Source organism: Saccharothrix saharensis (assembly GCF_006716745.1).
GTDB classification, from domain to species: Bacteria; Actinomycetota; Actinomycetes; order Mycobacteriales; family Pseudonocardiaceae; genus Actinosynnema; species Actinosynnema saharense.
Genome location: NZ_VFPP01000001.1, coordinates 1,921,227 through 1,946,464 on the forward strand (window position 1 = coordinate 1,921,227; position 25,238 = coordinate 1,946,464).

Sequence of the window (25,238 nt, forward strand, 5' to 3'; positions counted from 1 at the left end):
GTTCGAGCCGGTCTCAGGAGACCTCATCGGCCTCGCCTGACGCACCCCCGGTGCCGCTCGTCACCCGCACCAGCCACTCGAGCCACTCCCGGTCACCGGGTGGTAGGTAGGACGCTGCTCGCGTCGCGTCGGCGAGCGCTGCGGGTTCGAGCAGACCGGCGCCAGCGCGGATCGCGGCGATCCGGAACATCAAGCGGGAGAAGGAGTCGTCCGGCTCGTCGTGGAGCGCTTGGACGAGCTCGGCCGAGAACCGAGGGGAAGGGTCGGTGACGCTGCGCAAGCAGCACAAGAGGAAGCGGAGGTACGGGTCGGGATCGGTGATGGCGCTGTCGATCCAGGCCGGGTCGTTCCTCTGGGCCAAGCCCTGGAACGCGAGCCGTCGAACGGCGGGGCACACGTCGTGCACGGCCGAGAGCAGCAGAGACCTGGTCTCCGGTGTGGCACCCGTGTTGCCGAGGACGGTGGTCAGTGATACCGCCCGGACGGGTTCGTTGCTGCTCAAGCGTTCGCGAGCCATGTGGTGCAACCACTCGAACGACGAACACACGGCCCAGCCGAGAACGTCTCGTGTCCGGTCGTCGACGGGCCAGCAGGCGAGGAGCAGCTGGATGGCCTCGTTGTGCACGTGGAGTTCCCGGTCGCGCGCGGCTTCGAGCAGAAGCTCCTGCGTCTCTGGTGTGCGCCACAGCGCGAGCAGGGCGAGTGCGCCGTGCCGCTCCCACAGACCCGGCCCGAGCACTGCCCTGCGGAGCACCGCAACCCTGGCGCGCGAGTCAGTGGCCACTTCCACCAGTCGCCGCGTCACCACCTCGCGCACGTGCTCGTTCTCGTCCATTGCCGACCGGGAGAACGCCAGTTCGGTCGCCGGCCACTCCGGCCATCGTCGTGCCAGGACTCGGAGAGCCTCATAGCGCACCTGCCAATCGGCGGATGCCGTCGAATCCAGTACCACCTGCCTGGAGGTCGACACGTCGGGAAAACGCAGGTCGCAGTCGCGTACTCGTGCCATGGCGGTGGACCGCGGATTCGCAGTCGTCGCTGCGGCCGAGAGCACCTCCGGCCGCAGGCGCATCCGGGCGTGGCGGGCGAATTCTCGCACAGACCAGACGACGTCGGTCTCCGCCTCCTCGACGGCTTTGATCGTCGATGCATGCCGCGGCCACCCGACCAGCAAGGCGTCCAACGCGGCTTGCCGGTTCTTCCAACTGAGGTCGTGACACGCGGAGCTGAGGGTTCGCACCGTCTTCGGGTCGTCAGGATGGTATGCGGAAACGATCCGGATCGCCGATGACCGTACCGCCTGAAAGCCATCACCGAGCATACGCGTCACGGTGTCGAACGATGACGCGGCCACCGGCCGCGATTCGACGAGAAGGTTGAGGGCAGTGTACCGAACAGAGTAGTGGAAGTCTGCCAAGGCGATCCGGATCGCCTCGTCCGATTCAGCCGAACCAGGACACCGCGCCGCACGTACTTCGAGTCCGACTGCGCGGGCACGGAAGTTCGGGTGGTGCCCGGCGTTCCGCAGGACGGACTTCACCCGATGTTCGTCCGCGATCGAGGTCAAGGCGAACTGGACCGTCGACCGGACGCTGTCGCTGGTGTCGCGGATGCCGATGCGGAACAGGTCCTCGTCGTCATCGGTGATCGACCGGAGCCGGGCCAGCCGGTCCGCGCCCAACTGACGGGCGACAACGTCGGGATGGCGGAGGTCCGCGGCCCGGCAGGTCTCCTCGAAGGCGTTGCCGTCCGCCGCCCCGCGCTGCAGTTCCCACGCTGCCACGGCGACCGCCGGTTCGTGGTCATGGCGGCCGATCGCCAGCAGGTCCCGGACTCGGCTGTCATGCGGTCGGCTGGTGGCGAGGTCGCGCAGGACCCGCACACGCCGACTGGGCGCGGGATCCCGCGCGCAGTCCATCAACGAGGTGAACGTCGACTCCTCGTCCGGATAGGCACCTCGCAGTGCGGCGCCGGCGGCCTGGCGAACATTCTGCTCCGGGTGGCGCAGGGCCGCTTGGAGTCTCGAACGGGTCTCCGGCTCGTCGTGCCACCGCAGGCAGAGCGTGTCGGTAGCCAGCCTCCGCACCGTCCACTCGGTGTCGGTCATGGCCGCGGTGACCGCGCGGCGGACCGCCGGTGCATCCGGCTCGGTCAGGATCAGCGACTCGAGCGCCAGCCGGCGAATCTCACCCAACGGATCGGTGAGTCCGCGCCCGCGCGCGTTGCTCGTCTCGTCGTGGTCGGGCCAAGCCGCGAGGAGCACGGCCAGGCCGCACCAGCGAACGTCCGGGTCCTCATCCCGGGAGAACCGGACGACCAGGCTCAACGCATCCGGGACCGCATCGCGGCGGGCGCCGACTACTTCGGCGGCCGCGAGGCGGACGTCCGGATCGGGATCGTCCGCCGCGGCCCGGACCGCGGCTGCGGCGCCTTCGCCGAACTCGGATCGGGCCGCGGCGTACAGATCGGCCCGGCGGATCGCCGAGGTCCGGCCGGCCGGGGTGGACGCGTCAAGCGCCTCCGGGTCGACAGCACGGGCAAGCGTTCCCGCCCAGCTCCGCAATCGGGTGTCGGGATCGTAGATGGCGGCGTCGATGACGGCGGTGAGCTCTTCGGTGCCCGACGCCAGGCTCGCCGACATCGTCGTCGCGGCGTAGCGCACCAGGTCGATGGGGTCACGCCGGCCCCCGTGCAGGGCGCGGACCGTCTCGGGCTCGTCGGGCCAGCGTGAAGCCAGTGATTCCAGGGCCGAGCGGCGCAGCTTCCAGAAGCGGCTCCGGGCCGCCCGGTGCAGGATCCGCACCGTTTCGGGCCGGTCGCCCCAGAACCGCGCCGCGACTTCGACGGCTGCCCGGCGAACGCTCTCAGCGGCGTCCTCGCACAGCCGCAGCACGGCCGGCAGGAAGTCGGACAGCCCCGGTGTGACGCCCGACAGGCTTCGCAGGGCCGCCGACCGGACCTCTGGGCTCGGATCGGTGATCCCGAGGTCGAGGGCCGGCCCGCCGTACTCGGCGAAGTTCGACAGGAGGGTCTCGAGCGCAGCTCGCCGAGCATCGGCGACCGGGTCTTCGGCGACCACCGACTCCAGGATTGCGACGTACTCCCCTGGGTGGCCGATCGGGTCGGACCACACGGTCAAGGCGGCGACGCGAACGTCGCCGTCGTAGTCGTTCTGGGCGTGCTTCAGGACGTCGACCACTTCCGGGTCGTCGTGCCACCGCTGGGCCATGACTCGGACCGCGGCGAGCCGCACGCTCGGGTCGGCGTCCCGGATCGCCCGCTTGGCGGTGTCGACGGACGCGACGTCGTCCGGCCACCGGCCAGCCAAGAGCTCGACAGCCGCCTGCCGGACGTCCTGGTCGCTGTCCCGCGCCGCGGCGCACACGCGGGCGAACACCGCGGGGTCCGTGGCGAAGCGCGCCACTACCGAGCGCAGCGCCGACCGCCGCACCTGCCACGCCGGGTCGCCGCAGGCGCGCAGCAGCAGCGCCATCGTGTTCCGCGGGTCGGCGGCGCCCACGGCCAAGGCGGTGACGGCCGCGTCGCGGACAGTCCGACTGGCGTCGCCCAGCAGCGCGCCGGTCACGGTGGGCCACGCCGCCGGCACTTCGTCCGCGTGCTGTGCCAGTGCTTCGATCGCCCGGCTGCGCACATCCGCGTCCGCGTCCTTCGCGGCGTGCAGCATCAGGTCGTGCGTCCGCCGGTCGTCCGGCCAGTTGGTGACCAGGACGTCGAGGCAGGTGCGGCGGACGAACGCCTCCTCGTCCGACAGGCCCTTCGCGACGAGCGCGATGGTCTCCGGTGCTGTCTTCCAGGACTGGGCGATGCCCAGGAACGCGGCTTCACGCTGCTGCGGGATGCCGCTGTGGGCGATTTCGTGCAGAAGATCGCGGACGTGGTCGTCGTTCTGGAACAACGCGGCCAGGAACCGCGCGCCGAGCTTCGCGGCCGGGGTGGTGCTAGCGTACCGGCCACGCCGCACGAACCAGTCGCGGAACGCGGCGCGCCCCGGCCAGGCCGAAACGGCGTTGAGCGCCGGGAGAACCGTCTTCTCGAGGTGTGACTCGCGGACGTCGTCGCCGAACGACCGCGTCGGTGACTCGAGCAGCTCCACGATCGCCCGCAGGGTTTCCTCGGCCGCGCTGGCCGCGGCGTTGACGTTGCGGATCTCGGCGATGCACTGCGCGGCCAGCGCGACCACGGCGAGCGGCCGCCGGTCCAGCGCCGACGAGCGGTGGGTGCCCGTGCTGCGGAGGAGGCGGTCGACGAGCCGGGTGGCCACCGTCGCGTCGACCATGCCGACGATCAGCCGGAGCACCTCGGCCCACGCCGGGTCCTCGCTGCGCGGCAGGATGACCTGGTCGACCAGGTCGTCCTCGGACAGGGTCTGGGCCTTCTCGAACCGGTTGACGACGTCACCGGCGCTGAAGAACTCCAGCAGGGCGCGGTGGACGAACCCGTAGACCCCCGAGCCGTACCGGGCGAAGATGAAGTTGCGCTCCCGCAGCTGCTTGACCATCGCCGTGCTGATCGCGGCCGCCTTCGCCGGTTCGTAGCGGAAGCGCTCGACCAGGTAGCCCTCGATGTCCTGGAGGAGGTCGCTCTCCAGCAGGCTGTTGCCGGCGAACCCGTGGCTGCCCACCTGCATCCGGATGGCCAGCTTGCGCAGCAGCTCCTTCTTGTCGTCCTCGCGGATGACGTCCGCGTCGATGTCTTCGTCGACCAGGTGCTTGTTGACGTCCCAGTGCTGGACGAGCACCGAGGCCGCGTGGTCGTAGACCTTCCAGCGCTCCCGGGGCAGTTCCTGGTGCTTGCCGATGATGGCGAGGATGGTGAGCAGCAGGGGGTTGCCGGCCAGTTCGCGAATGGGCGCGGAGTCGTTGATCGCCCGGGTGAGCCGCTCCCGGCGCACCTCGATGGCGGCCAACCGGTCATGCAGCGCGAGCTTGTACCACCGACGCAGGAAGACGTCGATCTTCTGCGCATCCAGGTCCTGCACGGTGTACTGCACGAAGTCGGCGCCCCGGAAGACCCGCGGCCGGTAACCGACGACCCGCGAGGTCACGATCACCCGGGCGGCGGGGAACTGCGTCGCAAACCCGGCGATGCGGCGGGAGACCGTCTCGCGCAACCGCGGCTCGAAGATCTCGTCCAAGCCGTCGAAGACGACCAGGGCGCGCCCGTCTTCACGGAGGTAGGTCTCGACCGTCGACTCCTCGATCCCCAGCCCGTCGGTGCGCTTGCGGTAGTCGAGGTAGCTGCCGAAGGTCTCGTAGTCGTCGCACTTGAGCGCGTAGTCGCGCAGTTCGATGAGGATCGGCCGCCAGCCCTCGAAGGCGGCGAGAGCAGGCTCGGTGCGCTGTTCGGCCAGCGCCAGGACCAGGTACCGGGCGAGGGTCGACTTGCCCGCGCCGGGATCCCCGAGCAGCACGCACGTGCGGGCCAGGGGTGAGGTGAGCCCGTCGAACGCGCTACGAGCGGGCTGGCGCCGGTACGAGTCGCGGGTCTGCTCCACGAGGTCCCGGTCCAGGCCGCGAGGCAGTTCCGAACTGGCCGGGGCAGCCTCCTCGGCCAGCTTCCGCAGCAGTTCCTTGGGCAGCTCGGTGTCCGGCATGTCCTCCCGGACATCCGGTTCGACGAAGACGTCCCTCAACGCGATCTGCAGGTGCTCATCGCGGTCGGGCGGGGTGAGCGCTTCGAGGTCGAGGCGCCGGTACTCCTGGACCAGGCGCGTGCAGTAGGCATCCCACGCGACGTCCGACCCCACCGCGACCTGGTGCCGCTCCTGCACGTGCCGGCCGACCGCCTCGGCGACCTTGGCCCGGAGGTCGTCCACGGCGACGAAGGTGTCGCACACGTGGGTGTCGAGGACGTGATCGCGGAAGGCGTCGATCAGCGCGGAGTCCCGGTCCATGGCCGAGCGGGGCCACGGGGCGTCGGGGTCCAGCACGAACATCAGCCGCGGCACCCCCGCCTCACCGGCGGTGCGGTACTCGAGTTCGGTGATCGAGGCGGTCTCCCGCGCCGGCACGAAGCCGTACCGCCAAGCCAGGACACCCACGTAGATGTCAGCCGTCCGGACGTCCTCCAGGCAGCGGTCGAGGGGTCGCTCCTCACCCGCGGTGTAGGTCTCCATGGCGATGTCGTCGACACCCAACCGCTGGAGGGCGAGCCGGATCGCACTGCGGCAGTGCTTGAGATCCTGGTAGGTCGAGGACACGTAGACGCGTAATGCGCTCATGCGGGCTCGGGGCGGCCGTCAGGCGGGTTTGCGCTCATCGCTCCTTCAAGGCACCGGATGACGCGGTGGGAGGTCCGGATACTCGTCCTGGTCGAAGTCGAGCACGACCACGTTACAAGGTGCGGCTCGGTGCGGTGTGCTCCCGGCTGGAGGCTCCGGAGGCTCACGCTGCTTCGTCACGGCCCGTCCGGGCCGATGTGCAGATGACGAGCGGGTCGATCCGCCGGGTGTGGATACGGGTGAACTCCGCCAGCGCCAGTGCGTACGCGGCCTGGTCCGGGGATGCGGCGAGGTGACCGGGCAGTGGTGGGTGGAGGGCGACGATCACGATGCGGCCTCCCGGTCCGAGCAGCTGGAGGGCGTTGGCCGCGACCGCATCACTCAAGTCGGCGGTCAGCGTCTGGAACAGCAGGCTGGACACAACCACGTCGAACGACCCGGCAGGCGCGACGAAGGACTCCGCCCGCTCGACCCGGAACCGGGCCGCGGGGTGCAGTCGGCGGGCCTCGGCGATCATCGGTTCCGACGCGTCGATGCCGAGTGCGCGGGCACCCGCGCTCGCGGCGAGGGCGGTGAGGTAGCCGGTTCCGCAGCCGAGGTCGAGCACCCGGTCATCGGGCCGGATGTCGGCGATCCTGAGCACTTCGGTGAACAACCGCCGTCGCCTGCCGACGAAGGCCGCCGACGAGAGGATCTCGTAGGCCTTGGGATGGCGGGTGTAGTCCGGTGTAACGATCATCGTGCTCGCAACCATGCCATAGGCGGCACCGATCAAGGAGTGGGACCGCGGCGTGAGTGATGTGCTGGTGCGTCGAAGCGCGCTTACCTGGCTCCTCGGCGCCGTTGGTGTGATCGCGGTGGGCTATGCCGTGGTTCTGCTGGTTGATCACGTTGGTCGAGGCGCTGACGCGCAACCACACCTGCGTGGAACCGGTTCCGGTGCTGTTGAACCTGGCCGCGTGGCAGACCGACGCGCTCCAGGACTGGATGGTGGCCGAGGCCGCCCGACAGCACCGCCTGCGGGAGCACGTCGTGCGCGACCTGTTCGACCGTGGTGGCTGTTGCCGGTGCTGGGCGGCTTGGACGAGGTGCCCGAAGAGCACCGGCGCAGGAAGCTCGAAGTGATCTCCTCGTGGATGGGTGAGGTGCGGGCGTGTGTGGTCACCTGCCGCACGGTCGAGTTCGGCGAGGTCCTCGGCGAACTCGGCGAGCGACTAAGCTTCGCCGCCGTGGTCGAGATGCGGCCGATCTCCCCGGATGACGCCGCCGAGTACCTCTACTCCAACAGCGCCTCCCGGGACCGCTGGCGGCCGGTGATCGACCTCGTCGAGCGCGAACCGGACGGTCCGCTGGCGAAATCCCTGACCACACCGCTGATGGCCTACCTGACCCGCACCGCCTACCGGGAACCGTCGACCGATCCGGTGCGGCTGACCGCCTTCGAGTCGACCGCCGAGATCGAGGAGCACCTGTTCCGCGCCTAACTCCCCGCGGTGTACGGCCCGCGTCCGTGGGCGGTCTCCCACCAGCGCTACACCGTCGGCCAGGCCCGTCGCTGGCTGACCACGATCGCCGAGGAGTCGCAGCACCTCGGGTTCGAACCGGCTCGGACCTTGCGGTCGACCGGAGCCGTCAGAGCAGCGATCGTCATCGCGTTGACGTCGGCGGCCTGGGCCGCCAAGACCCTCGCCGGTACCACCGTCGCCGGCGCGATCGGCTCCTCGGCGATCACCGTCGTCGCCTTCGTGGTCTTGGGAGCACTCATGGGCAAGGTCACGTGGAGAGCGGCGATCTGTGTGCACCTGGGTTTCCTGGCGGCCGGAGCGGTCCTGTTGTCCGTCGAGATCCTGGCGGGGTGGACAGTTATAACGCTGGCAGCCGTCATGGCGACCCGGTTCCCCCGGCTCGTGGTGGTCCTGATCATCGTGGTGCCGCCCGCGACCTGGTGGGCTGTGATGGCCGCGGCAGGGCTGGACGGGGCGTGGCGGGTTCTCCTCGGTGTCGTCCTGGCGATCGCGGCGCTCTGCCTGGTCGCGACTTCGGTGCCTGGATCGGACGCGTCATCACCGCAGCACGAGGACGGCTGCCCCTGCGGCTCGGCACCTTCCTCCGCGATGCCCACGCTCGCGGCGTGCTGCGGAGGTCCGGCGACGGCTGCCGGCTGCGCCACGAGCAGTCGCGCCGCCACCTGGCCGGCGAACGAGGCACATCACGCGACCGGGCGCAGGAGCTCGATCCCACTCATCGGCGGAGGCGGTGCGTGGCTGGGCCGAGCGGACTCAGTCCTGCACGGCCGTGATCACGCACGATCACCCGACCGGCGACGAGCCCTGCCCCGACCGGGCACACGTCCGGGACAACGCGCTCACCGCTTCCGCTGCGTGGCGGCGCGAACGGTCAGGGGTGAGTGGTCGACTTCTCGAGGACCTGCATGAACGCGCGGGACCACGGGGGGAGGTCCGGCCAGCCGCGGCAGGACACCATGGGGCCGTCCACGACGTCGGGTTCGTCGACGAAGGTGGCGCCGGCCAGTTCCATGTCCCGTTTGAGGGGCGGGAACGCCGCCGTGGTGCGGCCGCGCAGGAGGCCCAGGGCGGCGGGTACCTGGGGACCGTGGCAGATCGTGCCGACGGGCAGGCCGCGGTCGAAGAAGTGGGTGACGATGCGAGCCACGTCCGGGTCCGTGCGGATGTACTCCGGCGCACGGCCGCCCGGGATGATCAGGGCGTCGTAGTCCTCCGGGTCGACCTCGGCGAAGGCCAGGTCGACGGGCAGCACGTGGCCCGGTTTCTCGGTGTAGGCGTCCCAGCCGGGTTCGAAGTCGTGCACCACGAGCTTGACCGCGCGGGTCGTCGGCGCCGTGACGACCGCCTCGTGGCCGCCTTCCCTCAGGCGGAAGACCGGGTACATCGAATCGAGCTCCTCGGCGGCGTCGCCGGTGAGGATCAGTGCTCGCGCCATGGTCGTTCCCTTCTCCACCGGCGCAGCGGGCGTCGCGGCGGGTCGAGGCGGTGCAGCGACTGTCCACACACGACGGAGGACGGTCGGTGCGTCCTGCTGTGGGCATCGTGACCAAGTGGCGGCGTGGGCGATCCCCGGCCCAGCGTGGCACGACGACGATCGCGATCACAAGCAGCGACGACCGATCGGCCGTACGTGCGCGCGATCCTCGGCGAGGCGTTGCCGGCGTGTGGCGCACGGCGCCGTGCCCGAAATCGGGCAAGGCGTTTGGACCGGTGGTTGGCTGTGGTCATGCCGGAGGCCGTAAGAGACGAGGTGCCGGACAGGCGCACGACAACCCCACGCCTTCAGCCGACTCACCGGGAAGATCCACCACCGGATCCGGTGCCGCAAACGCCGCGCCGAGTTCCTCGACCTGCTCAAGATCCCGCGCGCCCGTGGCTCGACCAGCGGCTCTACCCGGTCGTGGACAACTTCTCCCCGACCGGCACCCCGACGTCCGCCAGTGGGTCGCTGACAACGACGCCGAGTCGGTGTTCCTGCCGACCTGCTCCAGCCGGCTGAACTGGATCGAGACCGACTTCGCCGCCCTGCGCCGCTTACGGGCTGCTGGTGCGGCAGTCAGTGCGTCAAGGGGTGCGCACCGGTCCGGCGACGCGGCGCTTCGCGGCTCGCAGGTAGCGCTCCAGTCCGTTGAGCTTCTGGTCGGCGATGAACGTCGACCGCTCGTTGATGATGACCTGTTCGGCGTGTCGGATGCAGGCCCAGGCCGAGTCGCCCCACGGGTCGGCGACCTTGACCTCGACGGGGTTGTCGCAGGGGTTCGACAAGCCGAGCTGGCACGTCCGGGGGTGCTCGCCGTCGAGGTGGCCGGCCGCGAGGTGGCGCAGTTGGCCCGCCAACTTCGCCGACGCGGTGGCGTGCGCTCCGGGAGCCTCGTCCAGACCGCGTTCGGCACGCACCGCCTGGATCGCGGCCAGGCGCAGCTCCAACTGGTCGGCGACGATCCCGGCCAGCGCGGTGAGCGTCGCGACCTGGGCGTCGGTGACCTCGCGGGGTTCGCGGTCGATCACGTTCACCGTGCCCAGCCGGTACCCGTCGCCGGTGATGATCGGCGCGGCGGCGTAGAAGCGCAGGCCCAGCTCGCCGCGCACCAGCGGGTGGTCCAGGGTGCGGGGGTCGACCGCACCGTCGTTCACCACGTACGCCTCGTCCTGCAACACGGCCGAGGCGCACAGGCCGGGCTCGGTGCCGATCTGGGTCACGCCCGACAGGCCGTGGCAGGCCGCGAACCACACGCGGTCGACGTCCACGATCGTCACGGTCGCGATCGGTGTGCCGAAGACCAGCGCGGCCACACGGGCGACGCTGTCGAAATTACCGTCGGCGGGCGCGTCCAGGATGTGGTAGCGACGGACCGCCGCCAGACGCTCGGGGTCGGTGTGGGTGGGCACGCGAGCAACGATAACCGAAGATCACCGCAGGTCCGGACCGCGAGCGGGCTCGTGGCCGTGCCGCGTGCCACGTTTGACCAGCGACAGCAGTGGGTAGTGCGCGGTGCCGGAACAGCACCGTGAAGGCGATCGGCTCGTACCCTCAAGCGGATCCACGGGCTCGGGTCAAGCAGCGAGGCCGGCTTCCGGCGCCACCGGCCGGCGACGACCGGGCGGCATGCTCCGCGGGTACCACCACGCGGCCCGAACCGCGCGGACGACAGCCGCGGCGAGCGCGAGGCCGGCCCGAGCAGCACGGCCGGCGAGGAAGGAGATCACTCGCGGTAGGTGAAGGCGGCGGTCGCCCGAGCCCTCGAGTTCGCGCCCAGGTTCACCACCGCGCCGCCACCCCGCGGCACCGCCCGGATCATCGTCCCGGCGAAGCCTTCCGGCGTCACGAACAGGCCCCAGGCCGGCGTCCAGCCGCCTACCTCGCCCGTCGTCACGTCGACCACCGGCTCGGGTTCCGGCACCACGCGGCGTTGCACCACGTGACTCCGTCGCACGGCCTCGTCCAACAACGCCTTCCATGCTTCTTCGGGCGTCTCCCAGCCCGCGACCACACCGCGGCCACCGAAGTCCCGCGCCGGTTTCAGGATGAGCTGTTCGCGTTCCTGGAAGCACTGGTCCACGAGGTCGGGGGTGATCCGCCTGGTCCACGGCAGCACGCGATCGACCAGTGCCCGTTCCTCGGCGGATGTCCAGCGCGCGTCGGACAGCAGCGCGAGTGCCCCTTTGTTGGAGTACAGCGAGCTGTTCATCGGCGTGAAGAGCACGCACGTGCCATCGGTGTGGGCCCTCAGGATGCGGGCGACCGCCGGAGCGTTCGCCGGGACGTGGTCGACGGTGAAGTACCGCAGCACCACGTCGACCCGCCCGCGGCCGACGAACAGCCGTCCGGAACGGGTGCGCACCTCGCCGAGTCCGGCCAGCACCACGTCCAGACCGAGCCGGGACAACGCCTCCAGCACCGAACCGAGCAGGTCGCGGTACGCGGGCAGGTCGACGTCGGCGCACACCAGGGCCACCACCGGATCGGGTGCCCCCGACGCCACGCGCAGCGACCTGACGACCGCGGCGGCCGTGTCGACGTACCCCAGCCGGTGCTCCGCGGCGAACGAGGCGAACGCGGGCACGCCCAGCAGTGCCTGGTGCAGCGAGGCGTTGTCCAGACCGCCGAGGTCGCTGGCGACGTTGAACTCCAGCATCGTGAACGAGGAGCCGTTGCGGTAGAAGTCCGCGCGGCCGTACTGGACGGGCGGCCCGTCGTGGTAGGACGCGAGCAGGCCCGAGGTCACCGGGTCGATGCCCAGCGCCGAGCAGTAGCGCGTGACGTCGCCGTCGAACACGCGCGAGGGCAACGATGCCAGCAGGTCCAGCACGGCGATCGTGTCGCGGGCGCACGACAGCAGGTCGTCCTCCGGCACGAAGAGCGGGCGGGACAGCAGGTTGCCCTGCCGGTAGCGCCGGTAGGCGGGAGGCACCTCCGCCTCACCGACCGCGTCGACCAGTGCCGGGTCCGAGAGGTACCGCGCGGTCACCGGGTTCATGCCGCCACCGTCTCGGGGAGGTCCCGCAGCCGCCGCAGCGGGGAGACCAGCAGCACCAGGGCGGCGAGGAGAAAACCGGCGCCGGCCGCCACGAGGGCCCACCGCGTGCCGAGCGCCGTGCCCAGGAAGCCCCCCGTCACGCCACCCAGCGGCAGCGCGCCCCACATCAGGAAGCGCACGCTCGCGTTCATGCGGCCGAGCAGCCGGTCGGGGCAGATCGCCTGGCGGAAACTGAGGTTCGACACGTTGAACACCGACAGGATCAGGTGCATGAGGAAGTAGCCGACGGCGAAGAAGGCCAGGCCTCGACCCGGAAACGTCAGCGGCAGCAACAAGAACGCGGGCACGCACGCGAGTTCCGACACCCAGATGGCGCGTGAGCGGCCGATCTTGTCGGCGACCTTGCCCGCCACCAGTGCGCCGACGAGACCGCCGGCCCCCGCCAGCGCGAGCATCGCACCGACCGCGGCCTCCGTGAGCACCAGCTCGCGCACCAGCAGCACGATGACCAGCGGCTGGGTGATGCCGTAGCTGAAGTTGAAGACCGTGGCCGCCACCGTGGTCGCGCGCAGCAGCTTGTTGCCCAGCACGAACTTCAGGCCTTCGGCGATCTCGCCGCGCAGCGAGCGCGCCTCGGGACGCGCGGGCCGTTCCTCGACCGCGCGTATGCGGGACAGCAGGAACGCCGACGCGAGGTAGCCGACGGAGGTCAGGAAGATCGCGTTCACCGCTCCGAGCGCCTGGGACAGCACGCCGCCGAGCGCCGGACCCGCGGCCACCGCCGTCGAGCGGGTGGACTCCAGACGCCCGTTGGCGGTCACCAGTCCCGCGCGCCCGACCAGCGCGGGCACGTACGACTGGTAGGTCACGTCGAACACGACCTGCGCGAGACCCGCCAGGACCACGACGGCGAGCAGTTGCGGGAGCGTCAGCACGTCGAGCCACCACAGCAGGGGCACGAGTGCGAGCAGACCCGCGCGCAGCAGGTTGGAGGTGATCAGCACGGGACGCCGGCGCACCCGGTCGGCCAGCACCCCGGCGGGCAACGCGATGAGCAGGAAGCCGATGGTCTGGGCCGCGGACAGCAAGCCCAGCTGGAGCGGTGTCGCGGCGAGCGCGGTCGCGGCCAGCAGCCGCACGGACACGTCGCCGATCTGGCCCCCGACCACGCTGGCCGTCTGACCGGCCCACAGCAGCCCGAAACCGCTCCCCCGTGCGCTTTCCACCCACGCACATTCACACGGGGCCAATTTACGCACAACGCGGTGTGAGGAACGTCACTTGCGCGATTCCGTGATCTGCTTCCCGCTTCGGAGCGGGTTCCGGAACAGTGGCAGACGTGATCGACCCCACTGGGCGCGGCCGACTCGCGAGCCGACCGGATGCACTGTTCGCATATGGCAGCCTCACCTTCCCGGAAGTGCTCGAAGTCCTCCTCGACCGCGTACCGGCGTACACACCGGCCGCAGCACCCGGTTGGCGTATTGCGGCATTGCGGAATCGGCCGTTCCCCGTTCTCGTGCCCGGTGCGGGAGTAGCCGCCGGCGTGCTCCTCACCGACCTCACGTCAGCCGAATGGCGGATCGTCGACGCGTTCGAGGCACGCTCCTACGAACTGCGCCGACTCGATCTCGACATCGGCCGCGGTTGGGCTTACGTCGCGGGCGCACAGGCGGACGCCGACTGGGGAGTGCTCGCCCACGACTGGGTCAGGGATGCCTTCGACTTGACCCCCTACCTGCGGCGATGCTCCGAATGGCGGCAGACCGCCCCGGTGTGGCGCTGATCGGCCGCACTGGTGCGGAAAGCCCGGCGGGTACTGGCGCGCGCCGGTCCCCACCAGGACAGTGGAACGATCACCGTCTCGCCTGTCCAGTTCCCGGCGCACTGTTGAGACAATCCGCCGCGAGTTCCATAGGGAGATTGAATGACTGTCAGCGTGCGGTCGACGACGGCGTACGCCGTCATCGACACGACATTGCGCGGCCACGCGGAATACCGGGACTTCCAGAAAGGGTCGATGACCCGATCGGATTACTCACGCTGGGTCGAGTCGCGGTTCGACGAGCTGAGCGGACTTGGACTGGATCGCGACAAGCAGAACCTGTCCACGCGTTTTCCGCTGGACGACCACGCGTGTGTGACGAACGCGCTCGGCACACTCGCGGAAGATGGCCTCGTACCGGGCGCCGACTACCCGGTCGACGCGTTCCACGAGTTCGCCGGACGCGTGGCGGAAGAATGGGACCACGGCGGGCGAACGACCTTCATCTTCCCCGAGGAAGCCCGGTTGATGTTCGCGCTCACGCAGCAGGTGCGACCGCGCAACGCGGTGTTCCTCGGCTCTTACTACGGGTACTGGGCGGTGTGGGCGCTGCCGGCCGTCGCGGCCGCGGGCGGGCGGGCGACGCTCGTCGACATCGACGAGGGCGTGATGTCGCTGGCGGAGCGCAACATCGCCGCGCTCGGCTACTCCGACGTGGTCGACTTCGTGGTCGCCGACGCCTCCGAGTACGCGCGCACGCTGAGCGACGTGGACCTGTGCGTGCTCGACGCCGAGGGGCCCCTCGACGCGCCGGACCCCGATCAGAGGGACAAGGCCATCTACTACCCGCACACGCGGGCGGTCGGCCACGCACTGCCACCGGGCGGGTTGCTCGTGGCGCACAACGTGCTGCTGGAGAACCTGACCGGGAACGCCTACTTCGCGGGCCGCATCGCCAACAACAAGGCCCAGTTCGCCAAGTGGTCGGCGCACCTGGAGGAGTTCTACGACGTGCACCGCGTGTTCGCGACGTCCGAAGGCGTCGGCGTGTACCGGAGGAACGGGTTACCGTGTGCGGGGTGACCGGACTGTTCATCGGGTGTCCGGCTCTCACCGCGTGCCCGAAGGCGGCGCTGGCCGCGCTCGCCACAGCCGGTACCGGGCACGCGGCCGAACCACCCGCCGTACCCCCGGAGTACCGCACCCCGTTCGCGACCTGGTTCGAGCGGGCGAGCGTGCGGCAGGCGCCCCGGCGCGTGCTGGACGAGGGCGAGGAGAAGCACTCGTTCTCACCCGACCTCGTCCCGGTGGCCGGGCACGCACTCGTCCGCGCGCTGCCCGGGGACGTGTTCGAGCAGGTGCTCACCCAGCACCTGTACCGGTACCTGGACTTCACGACCAAGCTCGAGCACCTGGTCGTGAACCGCACGGTGCTGGGCATCGCCCACCGGACCCTCGGCGTGGACCTGCCCGAGGAGATGGTCTTCGACGCTTACAAGATCTACTGCGACGAGGCGTACCACGCGGTGTTCTCGATGGACCTGCTCCGGCAGGTTCGGGCCCGCACGGGCATCGCGCCCAGGCTCGCGCCCGAGCCGTACTTCATGACCCGGCTGCGGCGGTTGCAGGAGTCGCTGGCGCCGGAGCTGAGGCCGTTGGCGGAACTGCTGTTCGTGGTGTGCTCGGAGACGTTGATCTCGGCGACGCTCGCGGAGGTCCCGGACGACGCTCGTGTGCACGCGGCCGTGCGCGACACGATCCGCGACCACGCGCAAGACGAGGGACGCCATCACGCGTACTTCGCGTCGTTCCTGAAGTACCTGTGGCACCAGCTCAGCCCTCCTGTGCGCCGCCACCTCGCGCCGCTGCTGCCCGATCTGGTGCTCGCGTTCCTCCACCCCGACCTGCCCTCGGTGCGGGAGGAACTGCTCGCCTACGGCCTGTCCGCGGACGACTCCGAGCAGGTGCTCGCCGAGGTGTACGACGAGCGGAAGGTGCGTGAGCACGCCCGGGGCACCGCGCGGCTCACCTTGCGCTACCTCACGTCCGTCGGCGTGCTCGACGACCCTGCGGCGCGTGACCGCTTCGAAGAACTCGGACTGCTCGAAGGAGCCCCACCGGAATGACCACCTCCACACCCCTCACCACCGTCCGGGCGGCCACCACCGCCGACCTGGAGGACCTGAGGGCGATCTACAACCACGCGGTGCGGCACACCGATGCCACCCTCGACACCGAGGAGAAGACAGCCGAGCAGATGGCCGCGTGGCTGGCCGGGCACGGTGGCCGCAACGCCGCCGTGGTCGCCGAGCGGGACGGCCACGTCCTCGGTTACGGCACCCTGAGCCCGTTCGCGGCGCGAGGTGGATACTTCCCCAGCACGGAGATCTCGGTCTACGTGGCGCCCGACGCCCAGGGCATGGGCGTCGGTGGGACGTTGACCGGGTGGCTGGTGGACTTCGCGCGCGAGGAGGGCTACAGCACCATCATCAGCTTCAACACGGACACGAACATCGCGTCGATCCGGATGATCGAGCGGCACGGGTTCGTGCGCACCGGCTTGATCCGGCACATCGGGGTGAAGCTGGGCAGGCTGGTGAACCTCGCGGTCTTCCAGCTGGTCTTCCCCGAGAACCTGCCCCGCTACCAGGACGAACAGGACACCACGCCATGACGGGCTTCGCCTTCGACCAGCACGTCCTGCAGCAGCCGGACGTGGTCGCGGCGCTGCTGGACGCCGAACTGCCCGCCCTGGACCCCGACCGCCCCGTCGTGTTCACGGGGATCGGCACGTCGCTGCACGCCTGCCGAATGGCCGCGGCGTGGACCCGGATCGTCACGGACGGCCGCGTCCGCCCGGCCGCCATCGACGCGCACGACCTCGCGCTGAGCGAATCCGTGCAGCCGGACGACCAGGTCGTCGTGGTCAGCCACAGGGGCACCAAGCGCTACCCGAACCGGGTGCTGGCCGCGGCCCGGGAGGCGGGGGCGTCGACGATCGCGATCACCGGCGAGGGGGCCCACACCCCCGTCGCCGACGTGGTCGTGCGCACCTGCCCCCAGGAGCGGGCGAGCACGCACACGGTGTCGTACACGGCGGCGCTCGTCGTGCTGGGACGCCTCGTGGCGCGGGCGTTCGACGCCACCGGACTGGCCGAGGCGCTCGCCGAGGCGCCTGGGGCGATGAGGGACACGCTCGCGCTGCCGCTTCCCACCGAAGCCGTGGACGCGGTCGTGTCCGCGTCCCCGATCATCGTCACCGGCACCGGACTCGACGCGATCACGGCGGACGAGGTGGCGCTGAAGCTCAAGGAAGGCACCTACCGCTGGGCGGAGGGCCTGCACACGGAGTTCGCGCTGCACGGCACCCCCGCGGTGTTCTCCTCCTCGACGGCCGCGTTCCTCCTCCGCGCCGCGGATGACGGTGACCGGACCGCCGACCTGCAGGGCCTGCTCGATGAACTGGACGCCACGACGCTGGTCGTCGCCGAGGACGGCGACGTGCGGTTCGCGGCAACCCACCCCTTGGCCCGTCCACTGGTGACCGTGCTGCCGTTCCAGCGGCTGGTGTCGGCGGCAGCCGTGCGCCTCGACGCGAACCCCGACCTCACGCACCTGGAAGCCGAACCGTGGGCAAGCGCGATCCGCGCCGTGCAGTTGTGAACCGGCAGTGTGCCCGAGCTTGATCGTGTCGCGAATTCCCGAACCCCAGGCGAAACCACCCTCGACGTCGCTCTCCCGGGCGCGGGCGGTCAACGGGATCACCGGTGTGGCGGCGGTCGCCTCGGCCGCCCGCAACTCCCGGCAGACGTCCAGCCCGGTCATCCGGGGCATCATCACGTCCGGGACAAGGATGTCCGGCATCCGTCGCGGGCCGAGGCCAGAGCTGTGGCTCCGTCCTCGGCGACGAGCACGGTGGTATCGGAACTCCCGAATGGAGGTCGATGGAACGACCTCAGGACTTGCTCTCAGCGGTGCCGCCGCCGGCCCTCGGGCCCGGAAGGCCGGTACTGCACCGGCGAACCGGAGTTCCGGGTCCTCCGCGACCCCGGATCGCGAGTGCGACTGCGTCCCGACCCCCACGCCCCGGCCCGGCAGGGGCGCACCGGGTCACGGGTGCGGCGGGTCCGGAACGACCGCGTGCTCGGGCAGCACGCCGGGCAGGCCGTTCCCGTGACCGGTCGCCCCGGCTTCTCCGAGGCCACCGGCCCAAGCGAACACGCCGGTCAGCACCCCGGCGACCGCCACCGCCCCACCCGCCACCGCCAGGCCGGGACGCCCCGCAACCAGGCCTGTCGACCCGAGCACCACGAGCACACCGCCTGCCCGCACGCCCCACCGCTGCCGCACGACCGGTTCCCCGTCCGCCGGTCGCCGCACCTCCCACGGCACGGCACCCCCGTACTCGGAAGAGGCCTCACCCGGCGCGGTGCGCCGGATACACGGCGTGACTCGTGCTCACCGGCACGGGACGCCGGCGTGGTGGACCGAGGAGCGGATCGGTCACGGCGAGCCGACTTGTACTCGAGGTCGCCGCAGGCGGTCCAATAGCCCCGCTTACTCACTCATCCGTCCGACCTGGCGATTCGCCGTGGAACACCTTCCGTCCGGGCGGCTCTCGGTCCGTTGCGACGCAGCGCGGGTCCTCCTGGGCTGTTTCGCGTCTCCGCGGCAGGGCATCCCGGACGCATCGGTCGGGTGATGGAAGGTGTCGCGGTGTCACTGACGGTGAACGGCAGCCTGCTGGCGGGCCGCTACCGGTTGCTGGAGTCGGTGGGTCTCGGTGGGATGGCCGAGGTCTACCGCGCGGAGGACGTGGTGCTGGGCCGTGAGGTGGCGGTCAAGGTGTTCCGGCCCGGTTGGGACGCCACGGCCCGCCCTCGGTTCGAGGCGGAGGTCCGCACGCTGGCCGGGTTGTCGCACCCCGGTCTCGTCCCGGTCCACGACGCCGGTACCGGGTGTGACACGCCGTTCCTGGTGATGCGGCTGGTGGAGGGGCGCACGCTGCGGGACGAGATCGCCGACGGGCCGTTGCCCGCGCCGCGGGTGCGGCGGTTGGGCGCGGAGCTGGCGGAGGCCTTGGCCTACGTGCACGACCGGGGGGTGGTGCACCGCGACGTCAAGCCGTCCAACATCCTGCTGGACGACCGGGACAAGCCCTACCTGGCCGACTTCGGCTTGGCCCACCTGCCCGGCGCGACCCGACTGACGCGCACCGACCAGATGGTGGGCACCGCGGCCTACCTCGCCCCCGAACAGGTCCGCGGCGCCGACGTCGACCACCCCGCCGACATCTACGCCCTCGGTCTGGTCCTGCTGGAATGCCTCACCGGCCACCGCGAGTACCCCGGAGGCGAGGTCGAGGCGGCCGTCGCCCGCCTGCACCGCTCCCCCGCCATCCCCGGGCACCTGCCGGCCGACCTGGCGAGCCTGGTGTCCTCGATGACCGCCACCGCCCCCGACCAACGGCCGACCGCCGTCGACTGCGCCCGCGCTCTGCGGCTCGACCCGGTCGAGGAGACCGTCCGGGTTCCGGCTCACGTCGCGAAGACCGCTGCGGTGGCCGTGCCGAGCTCGGCGCGAGTCCCGCGCAAGGCGCTCCTGGCCTCGGCCGCGGCGTTGCTGGGCGCGATCAGCGTCGCGTGGGCGATGGCCCCTGGCGCTCAACCGGTGAACTCGGCACCGACGTCCAGCAGTGCCGCGACCACCACGCCCCCCAGCGCCACGACCCCGGTCTCCCTCTCACCAGCGCAGAGCACGACACCAGCCGAGCAGCCCGCTGCCCAGGTCGACGACACCACCCGCGCTCCGGCCGTCCCGGAGGTCGCACGGCAACCGGCCGCCGACCGGGTTCCGGCTGTGCAACCGGGTGCGAAGAAGCAGAAGGACAAGCCACAGCCGCCCGGCAAGGGCAAGAAGTAGCCGGCGACGCGCGGGCGAGCAGAACAGCGGCGACGCTGCACGGCGATCGGACGTCCGAAGAACTCCTTCGTGTCCGATCTGGGACAACAGCTCCACATCACCGCACGGCCCGGTGAAGATGCATTGCAGCGCACGCGCACCCGGTCGGCACCTCTGCCAGTCGTGCCACGTCCAGCAAGCCACCCGTTCGAGCGAGTCCGTCATGTCGTGAAGTGCGCCGGGCCGATCCAACCGGCTGACTGTCGTTTCAAGGACGTTCCGCCGCGGCCCTCCGGTACCCACCGGGCCGGCCGGTCCGGGGCCTTCGTGACGTCGTCGGATCACGCTCTGGTCCCACCGACGCCTATCCACGGGTTGAGGGGAGAACACGTGCGCGCCAGCGGATTGCGCCGGTTCCTGGTCGGTGCAGGGCTGATCGTCCTTGCGAGCGGCCTAGCACCGGCCGCCACCGCGCAGGCCGCAGTGGCCATCGCGCACATCACCGGTGTCGTCAAGCTTCGAATCACCGACCAGGAGGACTTCCGGCCCGACAAGGTGTGCCACGCCACCGACACAGTGACCTCTCCTGGACCAGCAACAACGGCACAAAGAAGCGAGCCGCAGTCGCCTACTGCGGCGGCGAGGTGCGGGTCGAAGTCGACCACTTCTACACGGTCTACAACGCCGGAGTAGTGCACGTACACGCCTTCGGACGCCTCTACGAGGGCGATGGGCACGACACGACGGACCTCGACGGCAAGGACGAACGGAAGTTCTCGATTCCGAATGGTCCTGGCGTCGACGTCAGCTCCCTCGCCTTGCACAACACCTACCCCAACCGCACAGGCCGACCGCCGGTCGACGACTCCATCGTGGCGCTGATCGAACTCGGCGGCCTGGTCAACGAGTACGAGCCCACTGCCGCCTAACCGCAGTTCGGACCATGTGGCCGACTTCTGACACCCCGCACGGTCCTGAATGCCTTGGCGACCACCCGCTCAGGGCCCGGGAACAGTACCCGTTGGCTTCAACGTACGCCCGCACTCGGTCAGCCGGGATGCGCGCCGACGCCAAGTAGTCGGGCACCTGCGCACGACGCGAGGCCACATCCCAGCCTTCGGGCTGCACGCGGTCCGCAGATTCACACCGTCGGGCGGAGCTGGGCGGATTCCGTGCGTGGCGCTGTGCAGGACCGCCCTTGTGCGGTGTGAACGTGGGCGGTCTACGTGACGATAGGTGTTTGGGCTGGTCACATCGAGGATGTGGGACGCGAACACGTGTCGGACATGGCGGCAGATGTCTGAGAGGGTGCACAACCGCATCGAGGGGCCGGTGACCGGCACGGCAGTGATGGCGGGTGTGATCGAGGGGGACGTCGTCGTCACGACGCGGACGGCGCGCGCGGAGGCGCCGTGGCAGGTGATCGTCGCGCTCGTGTCCCTGAGCCTGGTGTCGGTTTCTTTGGCGGTGTGGGCCGTGCTGTCCCTCGAAGCCGCCGGCCGACTGGTTGCAGTGGTGCTCGTGCTGCTGTCGGTCTCGCTGGTGTGGTGGTCGTTCCGCGCGGGTCGCACCGCCACGCCGCTGGAGGAGCGCGTGACCGCGTTGCGGGCCGAGGTGGTCGGGCAGTGGCGGGCGGAGGCGGCGGCACGCGGGTTGCAGCGGCCGAGACCCCTGCGGTTGCGGTGGCGGCCGACCAGCCGCCGGGCCCGCGTCGGTTCCGCGCCGGCCCCGCCGGTCGGCAGCCTGGCCATGGATCCCGAGGATCTGCGGCCGGTGGCGCACGACCTGGCGACCGCGTTCCTGGACGGTCCCCACCACCAGTTGGTCGTGCTGGGGGAGCCGGGCTCGGGCAAGACGACGCTGGCCCTGCTGTTCACCCTGGCCGCCGCCTCCCACGACCTGGTCCCGGTGCTGCTGCCGGTGTCCGGGTGGCACCCGCACGACCCGGCCACCGGCACAGGCGAGCGCGTCGAGCGTTGGATCGCCCGCCGCGTGGGCGCGGACTACGGGCCGGTGGCCGAGGGCGTGCCGGTGGCGCGGCTGCTGCCGGTGCTGGACGGGCTCGACGAGATGCCGCCGGAGTCCCTCGGCGCGGCGCTGAAGGAGCTGGAACGCGCGGCGGAAGCAGGTCTGCGGATGGTGCTCACCTGCCGCGGTGCCGAGTTCGAGGCCGCGGTCGTCGAGGTCGGCGCCCTGACGCGCGCCGCGGTGGTCGACATCGAGCCCGTGCGTCCTGAGGACGTGCGGACCTATCTCACCCAGGCCGAGGTGGAAGGTCTTGGACCGGACCGCTGGCGCGGCGTGACCGAGGCCCTGACCGGTGATCCGGGCGGCCCGGTGGCCGGGGCGTTGTCCACGCCGTTGATGATCAGCCTGGCCCGACGAGTCTATCAGCGACCGGGTGACGACCCCGGCAAACTGACCCGACTCAGGACCAGGCGCCAGGTCGAGCATCACCTGCTCGACCAGTTCCTGGTCACCGTCTACCCCCGCGATAGCGACCGTGCTCGGGCTCGACGCTGGTTGAGCTTCCTCGCCCACCACCTGCGCGACCGGATCGGGGGCACCGAACTGGAGTGGTGGCGGCTCGCCAGAGCGGTCCCGGGAACCGTGATGACCGCCATGGTCACCGGTGCGGTCACCCTATTGGGCGTACTGGTGGGCGCTGTCTTGACGATGCCGAATGCCGAATCCATGGAATCGGTCTACGGTGCGGCGTGGGGTGGTGTTGTCGGCCTGGCGGTCGGGTTTCTAGCCGGCCTGAACACAGCCCGCGCCGCCCACGCCCCAGACCTCCCGTCCCGGCACCGCCCCGGCGTGGTCGCGGCGCGTGGAGTGGGCCGCGACATCGTGACCATCACCGCGATGCTGTGCGGGACGGCCGCGGTCCTCCTCCTGGGCGCGTTCGTGTTCGCGCGGCCCGTGGCGTTCGAGATCAGCGCCGGCATCCGCGATTTCGTCTTCGACATCCCGGCATGGCGGTCGGAGAAGAATGTGCTCACCGTGCTCCTACTCGCGCTGATCGTGATCGGCATCGCCGTTCTGACCAACGGCGTGGGTGCGGGCCGCGCCGGTATGCCGCACCGCGGCGCACCCACCGCGCGTCGGCTGCTGCAGTCGCTGCTGACGGGGTCGATGGCGGGCTTGCTGGTCGGCACACCATGGCTGATCTTCGGCGGGATCGTCCAGGAGATGGATGCCGGCGCGCGGTTCTGGCTGTCGACTGCGATGCTCGTCGGCGTGCCGCTGGCAATCGGGCGGTGGCTCGCGGCCCCGGCCCCTTGGCGCATCGCCCCCTCGCCGCTGTCCGTGCTGCGCGCCGACCGCACGGCGACGTTGCTGACCGGAGCGGTCGGAGGCGTGTGCAGCGGCCTGGTGATTACCGCCGTTGTGACGCTCATAGCCGAAAGCCCCGAGGGGATGCTCCTCTGGGCCGTGCTGGTGGGCTCGTTGACCGCTGTAATCGCGGTCTTCGGGACCGGAACGGCCTGGTCTGTCTACGTCCCGGCCCGAATGTGGCTGGCACTACGCGGTCACTTGCCGTGGCGCCTGACTTCCTTCCTGCGCGACGCTCACGCCAAGGGAATCCTGCGCAGCACGGGACCCGCCTACCAACTGCGCCACAACCTGCTCCGCGACTACCTGGCCGACCACTGGCAGGACACCCGAATCGCCGGCCCGGCGCCACTGCGGATCCCCCGCGCGCACCCCGCGCTCGCGCTCATCGCGGCAGCCGCCCTGCTGACGGCCGCCACGACCTTGGTAGAGGCGCAGACCCCTCTGCACCGGGTCTACTACCTGGACAACTACGACTCGTATTGGCACGCTCCTACGCTCCTCTTCAGCGCCGACGGCCAACGAATGTCCGCCTCCGCGGAGAGCGGAGGGTGGGGGGCGTGGGAAGTCGAGTCCGGCAGCTCGGTAACCGGAGTCCCGGTTACCGACTACAGCACTCGACGGATGGGGATCGATGAAAAGGGCGAGTGGTGCACCCTGTACAGGGAAGGTGTGGTGAAACGGGTGCGGTGCCTCGAACCCGCACTCGGTCCCTCTGAGAGCCGACGCCTCGAAGCCCTCATCGAAGACTTCTCAGATGAGGACTTCGTCGTCATCAGCCCCGACGGCGCCAAGTTGGCCGTGGCTGGATTGCACGGCAGCCTTTCTCTGGTGGAGCTTGACTTCACGGCGCCCACCATGACCACGGTCGCGAGAACCGTCGGCCCGTCGCTACAGTACGCTATGACGTTCAGCGCCAACAGTCGTGTGTTGGCCGTGGCAAACGTCGATTCCATCAGCGTGATCGGTATTGACGTGCCGCGAGCCTGGTCGCAGTCGAACCCCGGGATTGTCGTCGACATGGCGGTCAGTAATGACGGCGAACACGTCTCCACGACCGACGAAGACGGCCGAATCCACCTGTGGACCAGGGACGGCAAGCATTCCGTCACCACCTCGCGCTACGCCTCGACGGCGTTCAGTCCCGACAGCCGGATCCTCGCCGTCGCAGGAGAAGACGGCGAGATCACCTTATGGGACACCGCAAACCGCGAACGCACAGGCGTCCTGGACACACACCGCACACCGATCGACGACCTGGCCTTCAGCCCGGACGGCCGAATGCTGGCCACGGCGCATGGCGGGCGCCGCGTGTATCTGTGGCACATGTCGATGCCTTGAGTCGCGAACGGCCCGGGACTTCGCGCCGGCGGCCCAGTTCAGCTTCTCTTCAGTGATTTGTTCAGAACAGCTTCGCAGGCAGATGATTGAGCAGACCAAGCTTTGAACCGCTCTGTGGGTGTCAGAACGCTGCACCGGCATGCCGAGCTGCGACGATCACGCACACTGGACCACCAGGGCACGATCGTGAGATGTGGCGTCACGACTGCTGTACCTGATCTTCGCCCGACTCGGCAATGGCTGGCCCTGCTCTGCCGGTCCTCCGCGGCCAAGGACATCGAACTGCTGCTCCTCCGGCGCCCTGGTCGGAGCGTGCCCGGAATCGGGCACGGCGTTTGGACCGGTGGTTGGCTGTGGCCATGCTGGAGCCCGTGGGAGACGAGGTGCCGGACGAGTTGCTCCGGCACGTGGTCCGGACGACGGGCCTGCCCCCCGCGCTCGCGCGGCGCGTCGTGTCGGACGTGATGGGTTACTTCGTCGAGACGGCGGAGGAGTACGTGGTGCGGCGGCACGCCGAGCTGCGGCGGGACGGGTGGGGGAACGCGAGGATCTGGGCCCTGTTGCGGGAGGAGTTGGACGTGCGGCCGGTGGCCGCGCCGCCGCTGTCCGAACGCCAGTTGCGCCGGATCGTCTACGGCTGAAGGAGGCAC

19 protein-coding genes and 1 pseudogene are annotated in these 25,238 nt (G+C 70.3%); 11 read left to right on the forward strand and 9 right to left on the reverse strand.

Annotated elements, in window-relative coordinates; all coding sequences use genetic code 11:
- Positions 1–13: 13 nt before the first annotated feature.
- Both FHX81_RS07620 and FHX81_RS07625 read right to left on the reverse strand, forming a co-directional pair.
- Complete coding sequence (locus tag FHX81_RS07620; RefSeq protein ID WP_141976400.1) at positions 14–6,241, reverse strand: HEAT repeat domain-containing protein; 6,228 nt, start codon at positions 6,239–6,241, stop codon at positions 14–16.
- A 163-nt stretch (positions 6,242–6,404) separates the two neighbouring features.
- Entirely contained in the window at positions 6,405–7,016 is a 612-nt protein-coding gene (locus tag FHX81_RS07625; RefSeq protein WP_141976402.1) for a class I SAM-dependent methyltransferase, read from the reverse strand.
- Between the two features lie 107 nt (positions 7,017–7,123).
- Here FHX81_RS07625 and FHX81_RS41180 point away from each other — a divergent pair, with 107 nt between their 5' ends.
- Both FHX81_RS41180 and FHX81_RS07635 read left to right on the forward strand, forming a co-directional pair.
- Positions 7,124–7,366, forward strand: coding sequence for a hypothetical protein (locus FHX81_RS41180; protein WP_141976404.1), 243 nt, complete (start codon positions 7,124–7,126; stop codon positions 7,364–7,366).
- The gene (locus tag FHX81_RS07635; RefSeq protein ID WP_141976406.1) at positions 7,363–7,725 is read left to right on the forward strand and encodes a hypothetical protein; all 363 of its coding nucleotides are present in this window, start codon (positions 7,363–7,365) and stop codon (positions 7,723–7,725) included. The genes FHX81_RS41180 and FHX81_RS07635 overlap by 4 nt, the downstream gene beginning before the upstream one ends.
- Before the next feature lie 47 nt (positions 7,726–7,772).
- On the opposite strand, the gene FHX81_RS40355 is transcribed toward FHX81_RS07635, so the two are convergent.
- The 5 genes from FHX81_RS40355 to FHX81_RS07665 form a co-directional block, all read right to left on the reverse strand.
- Positions 7,773–8,006 carry a hypothetical protein gene (locus tag FHX81_RS40355; protein ID WP_170231967.1) on the reverse strand — a complete coding sequence of 78 codons (234 nt, stop codon included), beginning with the start codon at positions 8,004–8,006 and terminating at the stop codon, positions 7,773–7,775.
- 632 nt (positions 8,007–8,638) lie between these two features.
- Complete coding sequence (locus tag FHX81_RS07645; protein ID WP_141976411.1) at positions 8,639–9,202, reverse strand: DJ-1/PfpI family protein; 564 nt, start codon at positions 9,200–9,202, stop codon at positions 8,639–8,641.
- Positions 9,203–9,831: 629 nt separating this feature from the next.
- Positions 9,832–10,656 (reverse strand): GAF domain-containing protein, encoded by an 825-nt coding sequence (locus tag FHX81_RS07655; protein ID WP_211363412.1) that lies wholly within the window; start codon positions 10,654–10,656, stop codon positions 9,832–9,834.
- A 314-nt stretch (positions 10,657–10,970) separates the two neighbouring features.
- Positions 10,971–12,245 carry a hypothetical protein gene (locus FHX81_RS07660; RefSeq protein WP_141976413.1) on the reverse strand — a complete coding sequence of 425 codons (1,275 nt, stop codon included), beginning with the start codon at positions 12,243–12,245 and terminating at the stop codon, positions 10,971–10,973.
- Complete coding sequence (locus FHX81_RS07665; protein ID WP_141976415.1) at positions 12,242–13,471, reverse strand: MFS transporter; 1,230 nt, start codon at positions 13,469–13,471, stop codon at positions 12,242–12,244. The genes FHX81_RS07660 and FHX81_RS07665 overlap by 4 nt, the downstream gene beginning before the upstream one ends.
- A 113-nt stretch (positions 13,472–13,584) precedes the next feature.
- Between FHX81_RS07665 and FHX81_RS07670 the strand changes: the two genes are divergently transcribed.
- From FHX81_RS07670 to FHX81_RS07690, 5 genes are all read left to right on the forward strand, one after another.
- Complete coding sequence (locus FHX81_RS07670; RefSeq protein WP_211363413.1) at positions 13,585–14,031, forward strand: gamma-glutamylcyclotransferase family protein; 447 nt, start codon at positions 13,585–13,587, stop codon at positions 14,029–14,031.
- Positions 14,032–14,172: 141 nt separating this feature from the next.
- Positions 14,173–15,093, forward strand: coding sequence for an O-methyltransferase (locus FHX81_RS07675; RefSeq protein WP_141976417.1), 921 nt, complete (start codon positions 14,173–14,175; stop codon positions 15,091–15,093).
- On the forward strand, positions 15,090–16,136 hold the full coding sequence (locus FHX81_RS07680; protein WP_211363414.1) for a diiron oxygenase: 1,047 nt from the start codon (positions 15,090–15,092) through the stop codon (positions 16,134–16,136). Before FHX81_RS07675 ends, FHX81_RS07680 begins: the two co-directional genes overlap by 4 nt.
- Positions 16,133–16,684 carry a GNAT family N-acetyltransferase gene (locus tag FHX81_RS07685; protein WP_141976421.1) on the forward strand — a complete coding sequence of 184 codons (552 nt, stop codon included), beginning with the start codon at positions 16,133–16,135 and terminating at the stop codon, positions 16,682–16,684. The genes FHX81_RS07680 and FHX81_RS07685 overlap by 4 nt, the downstream gene beginning before the upstream one ends.
- On the forward strand, positions 16,681–17,673 hold the full coding sequence (locus tag FHX81_RS07690) for an SIS domain-containing protein (protein WP_141976423.1): 993 nt from the start codon (positions 16,681–16,683) through the stop codon (positions 17,671–17,673). The genes FHX81_RS07685 and FHX81_RS07690 overlap by 4 nt, the downstream gene beginning before the upstream one ends.
- Before the next feature lie 63 nt (positions 17,674–17,736).
- Here FHX81_RS07690 and FHX81_RS42970 read toward each other — a convergent pair.
- Positions 17,737–17,874: pseudogene (locus FHX81_RS42970) on the reverse strand (response regulator); the annotation flags it as partial.
- A gap of 246 nt (positions 17,875–18,120) precedes the next feature.
- Positions 18,121–18,402 (reverse strand): hypothetical protein, encoded by a 282-nt coding sequence (locus FHX81_RS07700; protein ID WP_141976425.1) that lies wholly within the window; start codon positions 18,400–18,402, stop codon positions 18,121–18,123.
- A gap of 324 nt (positions 18,403–18,726) precedes the next feature.
- Here FHX81_RS07700 and FHX81_RS07705 point away from each other — a divergent pair, with 324 nt between their 5' ends.
- The 4 genes from FHX81_RS07705 (at position 18,727) to FHX81_RS07720 (ending at position 25,229) form a co-directional block, all read left to right on the forward strand.
- The gene (locus tag FHX81_RS07705) at positions 18,727–19,932 is read left to right on the forward strand and encodes a serine/threonine-protein kinase (protein WP_170231968.1); all 1,206 of its coding nucleotides are present in this window, start codon (positions 18,727–18,729) and stop codon (positions 19,930–19,932) included.
- A 623-nt stretch (positions 19,933–20,555) separates the two neighbouring features.
- On the forward strand, positions 20,556–20,840 hold the full coding sequence (locus tag FHX81_RS07710) for a hypothetical protein (RefSeq protein ID WP_141976429.1): 285 nt from the start codon (positions 20,556–20,558) through the stop codon (positions 20,838–20,840).
- Positions 20,841–21,219: 379 nt separating this feature from the next.
- Positions 21,220–24,588: a WD40 repeat domain-containing protein gene (locus FHX81_RS07715; protein ID WP_141976431.1), complete on the forward strand. Its 3,369-nt coding sequence runs from the start codon at positions 21,220–21,222 to the stop codon at positions 24,586–24,588.
- Between the two features lie 359 nt (positions 24,589–24,947).
- Positions 24,948–25,229 (forward strand): hypothetical protein, encoded by a 282-nt coding sequence (locus FHX81_RS07720; protein ID WP_141976433.1) that lies wholly within the window; start codon positions 24,948–24,950, stop codon positions 25,227–25,229.
- Positions 25,230–25,238: the final 9 nt, after the last annotated feature.

Coding starts and splice junctions, on each gene's coding strand:
- FHX81_RS07620 (WP_141976400.1), bottom strand. CDS start 6,241: ATGAGCGCATTACGCGTCTACGTGTCCTCGACCTACCAGGATCTCAAG.
- FHX81_RS40355 (WP_170231967.1), bottom strand. CDS start 8,006: ATGAGTGCTCCCAAGACCACGAAGGCGACGACGGTGATCGCCGAGGAG.
- FHX81_RS07645 (WP_141976411.1), bottom strand. CDS start 9,202: ATGGCGCGAGCACTGATCCTCACCGGCGACGCCGCCGAGGAGCTCGAT.
- FHX81_RS07660 (WP_141976413.1), bottom strand. CDS start 12,245: ATGAACCCGGTGACCGCGCGGTACCTCTCGGACCCGGCACTGGTCGAC.
- FHX81_RS07675 (WP_141976417.1), top strand. CDS start 14,173: ATGACTGTCAGCGTGCGGTCGACGACGGCGTACGCCGTCATCGACACG.
- FHX81_RS07685 (WP_141976421.1), top strand. CDS start 16,133: ATGACCACCTCCACACCCCTCACCACCGTCCGGGCGGCCACCACCGCC.
- FHX81_RS07690 (WP_141976423.1), top strand. CDS start 16,681: ATGACGGGCTTCGCCTTCGACCAGCACGTCCTGCAGCAGCCGGACGTG.
- FHX81_RS07720 (WP_141976433.1), top strand. CDS start 24,948: ATGCTGGAGCCCGTGGGAGACGAGGTGCCGGACGAGTTGCTCCGGCAC.